Below are 14,089 nucleotides of genomic sequence, written 5' to 3'. Positions count from 1 at the left end.
GGGGTCAAGGACGGCCTGGACGAACAGATTACGGCCAGGGGCCACGTTCTGTGCAGGCGTTGGCACACTCAGGTACCGAATCACCCGCGGCGGATGATGCCGCCCGCCCGGGTCTCTGCTGCGGTCGGCGGATGATGCCTGTCTGCGCGGACGCCCTCACCGGATTCGTCGCACGGAGGATCCGGCGCGCCCGTGACGCGGTGGAGTCGGCCGCCGGTGCGGTGGTGCGTGGGGCGGTCGCTCTCGTCCTGGACCGGGTCGACCTGGACGCCGTGGTCGCACGGGTGGATCTCGGCCGGATCGTGGCCCGGATCGATGTGGACGCCGTCGCGGCCCGCCTGGATGTGAACGCGATCGCGTCTCGCGTCGAGGTGGACGCCATCGCCGCCCGGGTCGATGTGAACGCGATCGCCGCCCGGGTCGAGGTCGACCCGATCGCCGACCGGGTCTCCGTCGCCCCCATCGCGGCCCGGGTGGACGTGAACGGCATCGCCGACCGCGTCGACATCGGCCGGATCATCGCCCGCATCGACCTCGTGGGACTCACCCGGACCGTGCTGCGGGAGATCGACCTCGGGCGGATCGTGCGGGAGACCGGGGGCGGGATGGCCGCGGACACCGGCGCCGTCGTACGGGGGATCGGGCGGCGCGGGGATCGCGGGGTGAACCGGGCCGCCGATCGGATGCTGCGGCGGGGCGATGAGTGAGCCGGAGGGCGGCGACGGGGGAGAGGTCGCGGGGATCGTCACGCGAGGGGTCGCGGCGGTGCTCGACGCGTTGCTGATCGCGCTGACCGGCTTCGCCGTCCAACTCGGCGCGGGCTGCGCTCGATTGGTCGTCGTCGGGCCGCCATTGCGGATTCCCCAGTGGGACGGGCGGGTCGCCGGAGTGATCGGCTGGCTGTTCGCCGTGTGCTATCTCGGCGGGTCCTGGGCGCTGACGGGGCAGAGCGTCGGCGGGCGGCTGATGGGGATCCGGGTCGGTGACCGGGCGGGGCACCGGCTCGGCCCGGTCAGAGCCCTGGTGAGGGCCGCGCTCAGCGTTTCGTTCCCGCTCGGGCTGCTGTGGATCCCGTTCAGCCGGCGCCGGGCCGCCCTGCCCGACCTCGTCGTCCGTGCCGCCGTGCACTACGACGGGCGCTGAGCCGCACCCGAACCGGTGGGACGGCGTCCCGGGCGGCTCCCGCCGGATCGTCACCCCCGAAGGGTGACGACCGGCCCCCGGTACCGGGCGCGACACTCGGTCCACAGCGGTGCGTCGAGCACCGGCACCGAACACGGAGGTAGTGTCATGGCCACCTCGACGGGGTCGCACCCACGCTCCGACTTCAAACAGGCAGCGGCGGGCGGGCTGACCGTCTTCGCCGCCGTGCTGCTGTTCATCTCCGGTGCTCTGGACTTCTGCCGGGGTCTGTCGGCGGTACTCAGGGACAAGATTTTCGTGACGACACCCGACTACATCTACGAGTGGGACCTGACCGGCTGGGGCTGGACCCACATGATCCTCGGTGCGATCGCGGTGGCCGTGAGCCTCGGCCTCTTCTTCGCGATGAAGTGGGCCCGGGTCGTCGGCGTGATCATCGCGGGGCTGATGATCATCGCCAACTTCCTCTCCATCCCCTATCACCCGCTGTGGTCCCTGACCCTCATCGCGATGGACGGGTTCATCATCTGGGCGCTGTGCGTGGTGCGGCGCGACACGCTCTTCTGAACCCGCCCCGCGGGCAACCGAGTCGGACCCGACCTGCCGAGGTGAGGCATGCGCGAAGGACCTGCACGGACGACGGAGGAACGAGCCGAGCGGATCGCCGAGTTCATCGCTCCGCTGAGGGTGCGGCCCGGCGTGAAGGTGGACCTGGCGGAAGACTTCGACCCCGCCTTCAAGGCAGGCGTGAAGAACAAGAAAGCCGGCCGGGAGCTGCTGAGCACCGGCGTCACGCTCCTGGCCGACTACCAGCGGCGGCTCGCCGCGGACGGCGCGACCGGGGTCCTGCTGTGCCTCCAGGCGCTGGACGCGGGCGGCAAGGACGGCACCATCCGCCATGTCATGAGCGGGGTGAACCCGCAGGGCGTACGTGTGGCGGGCTTCAAGGTGCCGTCCACCGCCGAACTCGGCCACGACTACCTGTGGCGCTACGCCCGCAACCTGCCCAGCCGCGGGGAGATCGGCATCTTCAACCGGTCCCACTACGAGGAAGTGCTCGTGGTGCGGGTCCACCCCGAACTCCTCAGCCGCCAGCGGCTGCCGGACGCCGCATCGGGCCGCAAGCTGTGGCGGCGCCGCTACCGGGAGATCAACGACTGGGAGCGGTACCTGACCGAGAACGGCTTCCGCGTCGTGAAGCTGTTCCTCAACCTGTCCAAGGAGGAACAGCGCGTCCGCTTCCTCAAGCGGATCGATCTGCCCGACCACAACTGGAAGTTCTCGGCGGCCGACGTCCGCGAACGCGGCTGCTGGGACGCCTACCAGAGCGCGTTCTCCGAGATGCTCTCCGCGACCAGCACGAAGTGGGCGCCCTGGTACGTGATCCCCGCGGACCGCAAGTGGTTCGCGCGGATCTGCGCGGCCGCCGTGCTCGCCCACACCCTCATCGACATCGACCCGCGCTACCCGGAGATCGACGACAAGAGCCGCGGTGAACTCGGCCGCGAGAAGAAGAAGCTGGAGCGCGAGGCGCCGACCGGCGCGGCAGCGGATCCCTACGCCGCCGGGCACGGGCGGGAGCGGAGGCGGAAGCGATGACCGCGCACACGGCGGAGGATCTCTGGTACACGCGCACGGCCGAGTCGGTCGCCGGACAGCTCGGCGTCGACCCGGCCCTCGGCCTCAGCGCGGCACGGGCCGCCGCCCGGCTCGCCGACGACGGCCCCAACGCACTGCCGCGGGAACGCACGCGCGGCCCCCTGGCCCGCTTCCTGGGCCAGTACACCTCGTACATGCAGCTGATCCTCGTCGCCTCGGCCGTGGTGTCGCTCGCGGTCCAGGAGTGGGGGACCGCCGTGGTGCTGTTCGCCCTGACCGTCCTCAACGCGGTCATCGGCCTCCGGCAGGAGGGCAAGGCGGAGAGCGCCATGAACGCCCTGAAGGAGATGTCCAAGACCACCGCGCGCGTGCGCCGCGACGGCAACGAGGCACGGATTCCCGCCGAAGAGGTCGTCGTCGGCGACATCGTGCTGATCGCCGCCGGAGACGAAGTCCCGGCCGACGGACGGCTGCTGGCGGCCAGCTCGCTCCAGATCGACGAGTCCGCGCTCACCGGCGAGAGCGTCCCCGTGGCGAAGGACCCGGCACCGGTGCGCGGCACCGACCTCGGCCCCGCCGACCAGACCGACATGGCGTTCATGAACACCCCCGTGACGCACGGCAGCGGCGTCCTGCTGGTCACCGCGACCGGCTCCGGCACCGAACTCGGCAGGATCGCGGGGATGCTGACGGCGACCCGGCCCGAACCCTCGCCCCTCACTGTCGAGTTGAACCGGCTCACCCTGTGGATCGTCGGCGCCGCCGGACTGACCATGATCGTGATGTTCTCCCTGGGGCGCAGCCGCGGCGAGGCCTGGGACGCGCTCTTCGTGGCCGCCGTCTCGCTCGCGATCGCCGCGATCCCCGAGGCGCTGCCCACCGTCACCCAGACGATCCTCTCGCTCGGCGGCCTCGAACTCGCCCGGCGGGGCGCCATCGTCAAGGACCTGCCGTCGGTGGAGACCCTCGGCTTCACCTCGGCCGTGAACTCCGACAAGACCGGCACCCTGACGATGAACCAGATGACCGTCGTGGAGGTCGTCGACGCCTTCGACCGGTACACCGTCTCCGGCACCGGCTACTCCCTGGAGGGCCGCGTCCACCACGCGGCGGGCTCCACCGCGACCATCGACGACGCGATCCTGCCCTACCTCCTCGCCAACGACGCCACGCTCGTCGACGGGCGCGTGGTGGGCGACCCCACCGAAGGCGCCCTGCTGGTCCTCGGCCACAAGGCGGGCCTCGACATCGACGCGACGCGCGAGGAGCTGCCCCGGCTCGCGACCCTGCCGTTCGACCCGGCCCACAAGCTGATGGCGACCTTCCACGAGACCCGCGACGGGAGGGGCCGGACGGTCGTGCGCTGCTTCGTCAAGGGAGCGGCGCCGGCCGTCCTGGCGCGCACCACCACCGCCCTCTCGGAAGGGAAGGCGCTGCCCTTCGACACCGCCCTGCGCGAACGGGCGCAGAACGCGGTGGAACGGATGGAGCGGGCGGGCCGCCGCGTCATGGCCGCCGCCGTCCGCGACCTCGACCCCGCCCGCTTCACACCGGGCGGCGATCTCCTCGCCTACGTCACGGAGCTCAGCGTCACCAGTCTCGTCGGCATGGCCGACCCGCCGCGCGCCGAGTCGCAGGCCGCCGTGGCCGCCGCGCAGGCCGCCCACATCCGCGTCCGGATGGTCACCGGCGACGACGTCATCACCGGCGCCGCCATCGCGAAACAGGTCGGCATCGACGGCGAGGCGATCCTCGGCGCGGACTTCGCCGCCCTGCCGGAGACGGAACGCCTGGCGCGCATCGACCGGATCGGGGTGGTCGGCCGCGTCGCCCCCGAGCACAAGGTGCTGCTCGCCGACACCCTCAAGAAGCACGGCGACGTCGTCGCCATGACCGGCGACGGCGTCAACGACGCCCCCGCCATCAAGGCCGCCGACATCGGCATCGCCATGGGCTCGGGCACCGAGGTCGCCAAGAACGCCGGGCGGATGATCCTGTCCGACGACAACTTCGCCACGATCGTCGCCGCCGTCGAACAGGGCCGCAAGATCTACGACAACCTCACCAAGTACATCCGGTTCGTCCTCGTCCTGCTCGTCGTCTTCGTCCTCACCTTCCTCGGCGCGACCCTGTTCAACATCGCCGCCGGTGAGCCCTTCAGCCCCGCCCAGGTGCTGTGGATCCACTTCTTTGTCAACGCCGCCTTCGGCTTCTCCCTGGGCTTCGACCGGGTCAGGCCGGGGCTGATGTCCCGCCGCCCGCGCCCGCGCGGCGAACCCGTGATGACCGGCGGCCTGATGCTGACCGTGGGCCTCGTCGGCGCCTTCATCGCCGTCGCCCTGCTCGCCCTGATCAAGCTGGGCGAGGCCCGCTACGACAGTCTGCGCATCGGCAACTCCATCGCCTTCACCGCGTTCGCGCTCTGCCTGATCGTGTGCGCGCTCGAATGCCGCGACCAGACCGGCACCGCCCTGACGACGGAGACCTTCGACAGCAAACAGCTCAACTGGACGATCCTCGGCGAGTTCCTGCTCGCCGTCCTGGCCACTCAGACGGACGCCCTCAACCGGCTGCTCGGCACGACACCGCTGCACATCGGCCAGTTCGGCTGGGCGCTGCTGCCCGCCCTCGCCCTGCTCGCCCTGTGGGAACTGGGCAAGCTGCTCGCCCGCCGCAGGCAGCGGGGCTGAGGCTCCCATGGGCTGGGTGCCGCCCGGCGTGCGGACGCTGCGCGACTACCGCCGCGCCTGGCTGGTCAAGGACGTCGTCGCGGGCATCGTCCTGAGCACCCTCCTGGTCCCGCAGGGCATGGCGTACGCCGAACTCGCCGGACTGCCGGCCATCACCGGCCTGTACACGTCCGTGCTCTGCCTGCTCGCCTACGCCGTCCTCGGCCCGTCCCGCATCCTCGTCCTCGGACCCGACTCCTCGCTCGGCCCGATGATCGCGGCGACGGTGCTGCCCCTGGTCGCGTCCGGCGGCGACCCGGAGCGGGCCGTCGCCCTCGCCTCCGTGCTCGCCCTCATGGTCGGCGGGATCACGGTCCTCGCGGCGGTCGCCCGGCTCGGCTTCGTCGCCGACCTCATCTCCAAACCCACGATGATCGGCTACATGAACGGCCTGGCCCTGACGATCCTGATCGGGCAACTGCCCAAACTCTTCGGCTTCTCCACCGACGCCCACGGTTTCGTCGGCGAACTCGGTTCCTTTGTACGAGGGTTGGCGGACGGGAAAGCAGTGCCGGCCGCGGCCACGGTCGGGCTCGGCTGCCTCGCGCTGATCCTGCTGCTCCAGCGGCTCCTGCCGAAAGTGCCCGCCGTCCTCGTCATGGTCGTCCTCGCCATCGCGGCGTCCGTCGCCCTCGACCTCGCCGGGCACGGCGTGCGCACCGTGGGCCGGCTGCCCGAAGGGCTGCCGCCGTTCACCGTGCCGCACGTCGCCCTCGCCGACCTCGGCCCGCTGTTCGCGGGCGCCCTCGGGATCGCCCTGGTCTCACTGGCCGACACCATCTCCAACGCGAGCGCCTTCGCGGCACGCACCGGGCAGGAGGTGCGCGGCAACGACGAGATGCTCGCCATCGGCGGCGCGAACCTCGCCGCCGGACTCTTCCAGGGGTTCCCCCTGAGCACCAGCGGATCACGCACCGCCGTCGCCGAACGGGCAGGCGCCCGCACCCAGTTGACCGGAGTCGTGGGCGCCGCGCTGATCCTGCTCATGCTCGTCCTGCTGCCCGGCCTCTTCCGCGACCTGCCGCAGCCCGCGCTCGCCGCCGTCGTCATCACCGCGTCCCTGTCGCTGGCCGACCTGCCCGGGACGCGACGCCTGTGGCGCCAGCGCAAGGCGGAGTTCTGGCTGTCCATCGCCGCGTTCCTGGGCGTCGCGCTGCTCGGCGTGCTGCCCGGGATCGGGATCGCCGTCGGGCTGTCCATCCTCAACGTCTTCCGGCGCGCCTGGTGGCCGTACAGCACCGAGCTCGGACGGGTGCCGGGCCTCGCGGGCTACCACGACCTGCGCTCGCACCCGCGCGCCGAACACCTCCCCGGCCTGGTCATCCTCCGCTTCGACGCGCCGCTGTTCTTCGCCAACGCCAAGTCGTTCCGCGACGAGGTGCAGCGCGTCGTGCGGCAGACGCCCCAAGTGCGCGAGGTGCTGCTCGCGGCCGAGCCGGTCACCGACGTGGACACCACCGCAGCGGACGTCCTCCTGGAGCTGGACACCGCGCTCCAGGAGAAGGGGGTCCGGCTCGTCTTCGCGGAGATGAAGGATCCCGTACGGGCCAAGATCGAGCAGTACGGGCTGGCCCGGACCTTCGCACCCGACCGGTTCTTCCCCACCCTGGAAGAGGCCGTGGTGGCGTACCGGGTGGGGAGCGGAGCGCGGTGGGCCGTCGCTCCGGGGGAGGGGTGACCAGGTCCCCGGTCGTCAGCCGGTCACGTCGTGGCCGGGCGCGCGGTTCCCCGCGCCCCTGCCGGGGCCACCCCGAACACATGGGTTCCCCAAGGAGGAAGGTCCACGTACAGGCCGTTCTCCAGGAGTTCCGCGCCCGAGCGGCCGTACCGGTCCTCCGAGAAGAGCAGCTCCGTCAACTCCCAGGTCTCCTCTCCCAGTTCGGGCCAGGGGAGGGGGATGCGTGCCTGCGCCTCATGGTCCGAGAGGTTGACCACGGTCAGGAATCGGCCCGCGTCGCCGGTCCAGCAGGAGGCGATCAGGTCGCGGCCGGACGTGTTGTCCGGCCAGAGCCGGCACTCCAGGAGCCGCCAGTGCCCGGTCCGCATGCCGCTGCGGTGGACGCGGGCCAGCAGCCGTTCGTGGAACGCGCGCAGGGCCTGGTCGGGCGGCTCGTCGACGCGGCGGTCCAGGAACACCGGCAAGTGGATCCGGCGGCCGGTGAACTGGCCCTCGTGCCACAGGGTCGCGCCGGGCAGCGTGGCGATCAGGACGGCCGCCGCGCGTTCCTTGTCCGGTGCCAGGGTGGCCGCGGCCCGCGGCTCGTCATGGTTCTCCAGGAAGCGGACGAGACCGCGCTGGTAGCGCTCGTCGGCCCGCAGATGATCGTGGACGGAAGCCGCGCTCTCGTGCAGGATCCGGTCGTAGAGGCGCTTGTCGTAGCAGAAGTCGAAGCCCTGCTCCTGAAGGGCCCATTCGAGGTCCCAGTACGCCTCGGCGGCGAAGACCATGCGCGGGTGCCGCTCACGCACACCGGCGACGACCTCCGCCCAGAAGTCCCGCTCGGGCGGCGGGCCCACCCGCTCGCCCCAGGTCCGCGCGAAGACCTCGTTCAGCAGCAGCATCGCCATGTCGCAGCGCACCCCGTCGCAGCTCTCGCCGATCCCCGTCAGCACCTCGGTCGTCGCCCGCCGCAGTCGCGGCGCGAACGCGTCGAGCTGGACCACGTCCGGCCAGGGCGGGAAGAACGGGTCGCGGCCGCGCGCCAGCACGGAGCGCCCCGTGTCGAGGAAACCCGCCGGATCCCGGCGCACGTCCTCGGCGTCCCCGCGCACGAAGTACTCGGGATGCTCCGAGACCCAGGGGCTGTCCGGCGCCACATGGTTCGGCACGTAGTCGAGGAGCAGGCCCACCCCCCTGCGGTCGAGCGCGGCACGGGCCGCCGCGAGGCCCGCGGGACCGCCGAGCGCCTCGTCCACCACGTACCGGCGGATGCAGTACGGCGACCCGGCGATGTCCTCCGCGCCGATCCCGGGGACCGCCGCCTCGAACGAGGCGCGCAGCGCCAGGTTGTCCAGGGCGATGGAGCGGCCCAGCGGGCTGCGCTCCCACACCCCCATCAGCCAGACGGCGTCGACCCCGTTCGGTGTCAGCTCGTCCCAGGCGTCCTTCGGCACGCGGGCGAGATCCAGGGGGCGGCCGGTGCGCGGCGCCAGCTCCCGCAACCACACCCGGGTGTTGACCTCATGGACGACGGGCTGCGCGGGCATCGCGGTCATCGGCTGCGCCTCCTCGGGGCGTCGGGACGGAACGCGTCGGGACCGATCGTGCCGAAGATCTTCATCAGCGGGGCGATCAGGCCGGTCCAGCCCGTCTGGTGCGAGGCGCCGATCCCGGCGCCGTTGTCCCCGTGGAAGTACTCGTAGAACAGGATCAGGTTCTGCCAGTGCGGATCGTCGCGGAACTTGGCCTGGCCCCCGAAGACCGGCCGCCGCCCGTCCTCGTCGCGCAGGAAGATCCGTGTCAGACGCGCGGTGATCTCCTCGGCGACCTCGAACAGGTTCTTGTGCACGCCCGAGCCGGTCGGGCACTCCACGGTGAGGTCGTCGCCGTAGAAACCGTAGAGGTTGATCAGGGCGCGCACCAGGAGCGCGTTCATCGGCAGCCACACGGGGCCGCGCCAGTTCGAGTTGCCGCCGAACATGCCGGTGTCCGACTCGGCCGGCAGATAGCCGACCCGGTACTCCTGACCTCCCGCCCAGAACGTGTACGGGTGCTCGGCATGATGGCGCGACAGCGCCCGGACCCCGTACGGGCTGAGGAACTCGTCCTCGGAGAGCAGATGCCCGAGCACCCGGACGAGCTTCTTCTCGTCCAGTACCGACAGCAGCCGCGGCCCGCCCGCCGTGCCGGCCTGCGCCGAGCTGAACGTCACCGACAGCGAGGGGTGCCGGGCGGCGAACCGCTGGAGCCGCTCGCCGAGACCCGAGATATGAGCCAGCTGCTCGGGACGGAACACCGTCGACGCGCACAGCGGCAGCAGCCCCACCATCGAGCGCACCTTCAGCCGGACCGCCTGCCCGTCGGGCAACCGCAGCACGTCGTAGAAGAAGCCGTCCTCCTCGTCCCACAGCTCGTCGCCGAGGTCCCCGATCCGGTCCATCGACGCCGCGATCCACAGATAGTGCTCGACGAACTTCAGGACCAGCTCGTCGTAGGCGTCGTTGTGCTGGGACAGTTCGAGGGCGATCTGCAGCATCGACTGGCAGTACAGCGCCATCCACGCGGTGCCGTCGGCCTGCTCCAGCGTGCCTCCCGTGGGCAGCGGAGCACTGCGGTCGAAGACGCCGATGTTGTCCAGACCGAGGAAGCCGCCCTGGAAGACGTTGCGCCCCGACGGGTCCTTGCGGTTGACCCACCACGTGAAGTTCGTCAGCAGCTTCTGGAACGTCCGCTCCAGGAAGGCGATGTCGGTCCGGCCCGTCGTGCGCTCCTCCATCAGGTGGACAAAGTACGCGGCCCAGGCGTGCACCGGCGGATTCACGTCGCCGAAGTTCCACTCGTACGCCGGGATCTGTCCGTTGGGGTGCAAGTAGCTGTCACGCAGCAGGAGTTCGAGCTGCTGCTTGGCGAACTCGACGTCGACGACGGCGAGGGCCACCGTGTGGAACGCCAGGTCCCAGGCGGCGAACCACGGGTACTCCCACTTGTCCGGCATCGAGATGATGTCGTCGTTGATCATGTGGAACCACTCGCGGTTGCGCACCCCGTCCCGCGGCAGACTCCACGGCGACAGATGGTGCTCGGCCAGCCAGGTCTCCAGGTCGAAGGCGTAGTACTGCTTGGACCAGAGCATCCCGGCGAGCGCCTGGCGCAGCACCCGCGCCTCGTCCTCGCTCGCCCGCGGCGGGGTCAGCTCCCGGTAGAAGTCGTCCGCCTCGGCGATGCGCTGCTTGAACACCGAGTCGAAGCCGCGGGCCAGCGACAACTGCCCGCCCGCGGGGCCGAGCCGCAGCCGCAGCGTCTCGGACCCGCCCGGGGGCACCACCAGCGAGTAGTGGGCCGCCGCCTTGGTGCCCTCCCGCTCCGGGTTCACGGCCGTGCCCTCGCCCTCGACGACGTACCGGCCGATGCCGTCCTTCACATAGGGCGAGGCGTTCGGGGTGTGGAACAGACGCTCGTTGTTCGTCTCGTTCTCCGTGAACAGCAGCCGCGGCGCGTCCGCGCACCGCAGGTCGTAGGAGCCGAGCTCCGGATGGTCGGCGCGCACGGTGGAGACCGACCGGGGGCCCTCGGCCGCGCGCAGCCGCGGCACGGGATCCGGCGCGCGGCCGTCGTGCCAGGACCAGGTGTTGCGCAGCCACAGCGTCGGCAGCACGTGCAGCGCCGCCTCGTCCGGGCCCCGGTTCACCACGGTGATCCGCATCAGGACGTCGTCGTGGTCCGCCTTCGCGTACTCCACCGTCACGTCGAAGTAGCGGTCCTCGTCGAAGATCCCCGTGTCCATCAGCTCGTACTCGAACTCCTGCCGGCCGCGGGAGCGGTTGACCGACAGGAGCTTCTCGTACGGGTAGGCGGCCTGCGGGTACTTGTACAGGTAGCGCAGGTAGGAGTGGCTGGGCGTGCTGTCGAGGTAGAAGTAGTACTCCTTGACGTCCTCGCCGTGGTTGCCCTCACCGTTGGTCAGGCCGAAGGCGCGCTCCTTCAGGATCGGATCGTGGCCGTTCCACAGGGCGACCGCCAGGCACAGCCGCTGCTTGTCGTCGCAGATGCCGCCGAGCCCGTCCTCGCCCCAGCGGTAGGCGCGCGAGCGCGCGTGATCGTGCGGGAAGTACGACCAGGCGTCGCCGCCGGGACTGTAGTCCTCGCGGACCGTGCCCCACTGGCGCTCGCTCAGGTACGGACCCCACAGGCGCGCCCGCGCGTTCCCGGTGGCCGTCGGCCCCACGCCCGCGCCCTGCTCCTGCTTCTTCATGCGCGTACTCCCTGCCTCGGGTCAGCCGGATGCGCCAGTCTTCGCGGGGGTCTTCCCGTCCGCCTCACCTGCCGGGGGTGAGCCGCCGCCACGGGCGAGCAGAGTGAGCGCGATCTCGTACACGGCGAGCAGCGCCCCGACCACGAAAAGCGCTGGCCACGTGGACAGCAGCAGCGCGACGAGGACGGCGACGACCGCGCCGGCCACCCGCAGCACGTCGGCGTGACGGGCCAGCCAGGGGCGTACCGTCCGCTCCTTCGCGATGCGCGATCCCGCCCGGGCCGCGAACTGCCCGGCGGCCAGAGCCCCTTGGGCGGCACGGCGGCGCAGCGCCACCGGCAGTCGGCCGGGGCCGATCAGATACATGAGGGCCGCGAGAGCGATCCCCAGCCACAGCAACAGGTCGCCCAGGTCGCGCAGCGTCGTGAACACCGTCCACAGCGCGGCTTGCAGCCCGTCCCGGTAGACGCCCGGCGGCACCTGTCCGAGCAGCTGACCGCGCACGGCCCGCAGCACCGCCCGCAGCACGGTCACCGTGACCACCAGCCACACGCCGAGCTGGAGCAGGGTGCGGCGCCGGTCCGGAGCGGCCCACAGCGCGAGCGCGAGCAGCACCGGCACGGCGATCAGGAGCGCCACCAGGGCCCGCTTGAACGCCAGCACCATCTGCTGGAGCTGGCCCAGGTCGTGCCGGTTGTAGAGACGGATCTGCGCGAAGTCGGCCGGGAGCGTGACGCCCAGCGCCTTCTCGATGCGGTCGTGCAGCCCCGGCGGCAGCTCCCCGGACGTGAGCGTCGGCAGGTCGAGCTTCTTGCCGAAGAGTGAAGGCAGCTGCGCCTCAAGGGACTTGAGTACGTTGTTGACCATCGGCAGCAGGTTCAGGGTGACCGTGTCGCCCTGCACCCGTACGTTCGCGTTGCGCTTCTCGAGGACGGTGACGATCCTCTCGTGGGCGACCCGGTTGGCACCCTCCCAGAGCGCCGTGAACTGATCCGTGGCCATCAGCTTCGACACCGTCCGGCCCACGGAGTCGTGGACGGCGCCGGTGAGCGGACCCGCGAGGAAGTCCGCGCGCGGCGGCAGCGCCTCGGACAGCCGCTTCTGCACGTCCAGTTGGTCGAAGATCTGGCCGGTGAGATACGTGGACACGGCCTTGTTCACGTCCGGGTCCTGCGGCAGCGGTCCCACGGCCGCGACCCAGCGGTCCGTGTTCAGCGCCGTGCGCGAACCCCACAGGCCCACCACCGACGCCACCCCCACCACGGCGACGAGCGCGATCAGCACCGCCGCCAGCATCGCGCGCACCCTCAGCAGCCGCGCCCGCCGTCGCCGCTGGGTCCCCACCCGGTCGCGCAGCTCGGCGACCTCGGCGCGCAGCCGCTGCACCTCGTCGGCCGTGCCCGTCCGGGCCGGTTCGGCGGGGCCCGGAGCCTGCTCCTGGGACATGGCGTCACCTCCGCCACCCACCGTCGCCGCCCGCCGGGCCCCCTCCTTCACCTGCGGCGGGTGACGCGGCACGGCCCGCACGAGCGCTGTGATGTCGGTCGTGACGGGGGCGGTTACGTGGAAGGGAGGCACGATGGCTGGGATCGGACCGGTGCAGCTGCTGACGGTCGAATTCGGGCCGGAAGCCAAGTTCGAAGGCCGGATCATGGAAGAGCTGTCGATCCTTGAGGCGAACGGTCAGGTACGCGTCCTCGACATGCTCTTCGTGAGCAAGGAGCCCGGCGGCGACCTGTTCACCATGGACTTCCAGGCGGAGGGCATGGGGGAGACCGTCGCCGCGCTGCTCGGTATCTCCGGCGAACAGGTCAAGACGGCCCAGAAGGAATACCCGAGCCTCGTCGAGGGCAACGCCTTCGGCCTGACCCTGGACGAGATCAGGGAGATGGCCGACGCCCTCGACCCGGGCACGGCCGCGGCGTTCGTCCTCCTGGAACACGTCTGGGCCAAGTATCTGCGCACAGCGATCAGGGACGCGGGCGGCGTGCCCGTCGCGGAAGGCTTCCTCACCGAGGAGGCACTCGAACCCGTCGCCGTCCAGGTCACCGCCGCGGCACAGCGGCTCGGCGACCCCGTCGCCCCGAACGGCGACGGGAAGCGGACGACGCACCACCAGCCCAGGAGGCCCTGATGGCCGATCTCGTCGTGCTCGGATTCGCGGACAAGGAGAAGGCGGAGTCGGTGCTGCGCCTGTCCAAGGAGCTGTCCCGCCAGGAACTGCTCGACCTGGAGGACGCCGCCCTCGCCTGGCGCACCATGGACGGCAAGATCCACACCCAGCAGACGTACAGCACCACGGCGGCCGGCGCGGCCGGCGGCGCCCTGTGGGGCTCGCTGTTCGGACTGCTCTTCCTGATGCCGGTGTTCGGCGCCGCGGTGGGGGCCGCCACCGGCGCCGTCGCCGGCAAGCTCACCGACATCGGCATCAACGACGCGTTCGTCAAGGAGATCGCGGCCACCCTCGAACCCGGCCACGCCGCCGTCTTCGCCCTCGTCCGCCGCTCCACTCCCGACCGCGTCCGTGACGCGCTGCGCCCCTTCAAGCCCAGCGTGCTCCGCACCTCCCTCACCAAGGAACGGGAGGAGGAGCTGGTCAAGGCCCTGCAAGGCACCTGATCGCACCGTCGTCGGCCGGTCCGGCCGGGCGCCGTCCCACACCGGAACTTTCACCCGGGTGAGATGGCGTCCGCCGGGCCGCCGTTC

The 14,089-nt window shown here is 71.3% G+C and carries 11 protein-coding genes; 8 read left to right on the top strand and 3 right to left on the bottom strand.

Annotation, left to right across the window (positions count from 1 at the left end; translation table 11 throughout):
* Window positions 1-131: 131 nt before the first annotated feature.
* From ACFVDP_RS05005 to ACFVDP_RS04980, 6 genes are all read left to right on the top strand, one after another.
* Window positions 132-707, top strand: a complete 576-nt coding sequence (locus tag ACFVDP_RS05005; protein WP_383483331.1) for a hypothetical protein — start codon at window positions 132-134, stop codon at window positions 705-707.
* Window positions 700-1,143 carry an RDD family protein gene (locus tag ACFVDP_RS05000; protein WP_383483328.1) on the top strand — a complete coding sequence of 148 codons (444 nt, stop codon included), beginning with the start codon at window positions 700-702 and terminating at the stop codon, window positions 1,141-1,143. The genes ACFVDP_RS05005 and ACFVDP_RS05000 overlap by 8 nt, the downstream gene beginning before the upstream one ends.
* Window positions 1,144-1,290: 147 nt before the next feature.
* Entirely contained in the window at window positions 1,291-1,710 is a 420-nt protein-coding gene (locus ACFVDP_RS04995; protein WP_383483326.1) for a hypothetical protein, read from the top strand.
* A gap of 48 nt (window positions 1,711-1,758) precedes the next feature.
* On the top strand, window positions 1,759-2,742 hold the full coding sequence (locus tag ACFVDP_RS04990; RefSeq protein ID WP_383483323.1) for a polyphosphate kinase 2 family protein: 984 nt from the start codon (window positions 1,759-1,761) through the stop codon (window positions 2,740-2,742).
* Complete coding sequence (locus ACFVDP_RS04985) at window positions 2,739-5,432, top strand: cation-translocating P-type ATPase (protein WP_383483320.1); 2,694 nt, start codon at window positions 2,739-2,741, stop codon at window positions 5,430-5,432. Before ACFVDP_RS04990 ends, ACFVDP_RS04985 begins: the two co-directional genes overlap by 4 nt.
* Before the next feature lie 7 nt (window positions 5,433-5,439).
* Window positions 5,440-7,149: a SulP family inorganic anion transporter gene (locus ACFVDP_RS04980; protein WP_383483317.1), complete on the top strand. Its 1,710-nt coding sequence runs from the start codon at window positions 5,440-5,442 to the stop codon at window positions 7,147-7,149.
* A gap of 23 nt (window positions 7,150-7,172) precedes the next feature.
* On the opposite strand, the gene ACFVDP_RS04975 is transcribed toward ACFVDP_RS04980, so the two are convergent.
* The 3 genes from ACFVDP_RS04975 to ACFVDP_RS04965 are packed head-to-tail and all read right to left on the bottom strand — an operon-like array spanning window position 7,173 to window position 12,829.
* On the bottom strand, window positions 7,173-8,687 hold the full coding sequence (locus ACFVDP_RS04975; protein ID WP_383483314.1) for an alpha-amylase: 1,515 nt from the start codon (window positions 8,685-8,687) through the stop codon (window positions 7,173-7,175).
* Entirely contained in the window at window positions 8,684-11,383 is a 2,700-nt protein-coding gene (locus ACFVDP_RS04970; RefSeq protein ID WP_383483311.1) for a glucosidase, read from the bottom strand. Before ACFVDP_RS04970 ends, ACFVDP_RS04975 begins: the two co-directional genes overlap by 4 nt.
* Window positions 11,384-11,404: 21 nt before the next feature.
* Window positions 11,405-12,829 carry a hypothetical protein gene (locus ACFVDP_RS04965; RefSeq protein WP_383483309.1) on the bottom strand — a complete coding sequence of 475 codons (1,425 nt, stop codon included), beginning with the start codon at window positions 12,827-12,829 and terminating at the stop codon, window positions 11,405-11,407.
* Window positions 12,830-12,962: 133 nt separating this feature from the next.
* On the opposite strand from ACFVDP_RS04965, the gene ACFVDP_RS04960 reads away from it, so the two are divergent.
* Window positions 12,963-13,517: a DUF1269 domain-containing protein gene (locus ACFVDP_RS04960; RefSeq protein ID WP_383483306.1), complete on the top strand. Its 555-nt coding sequence runs from the start codon at window positions 12,963-12,965 to the stop codon at window positions 13,515-13,517.
* Window positions 13,517-14,002 (top strand): DUF1269 domain-containing protein, encoded by a 486-nt coding sequence (locus tag ACFVDP_RS04955; RefSeq protein WP_383483303.1) that lies wholly within the window; start codon window positions 13,517-13,519, stop codon window positions 14,000-14,002. The genes ACFVDP_RS04960 and ACFVDP_RS04955 overlap by 1 nt, the downstream gene beginning before the upstream one ends.
* Window positions 14,003-14,089 lie beyond the last annotated feature (87 nt).

Origin of the sequence: Streptomyces sp. NPDC057694, from assembly GCF_042799415.1 — a bacterium.
Classification (GTDB): domain Bacteria; phylum Actinomycetota; class Actinomycetes; order Streptomycetales; family Streptomycetaceae; genus Streptomyces.
Note: the sequence above shows the minus strand (reverse complement) of the source record. Positions and strands in the feature narration are given on the sequence as shown.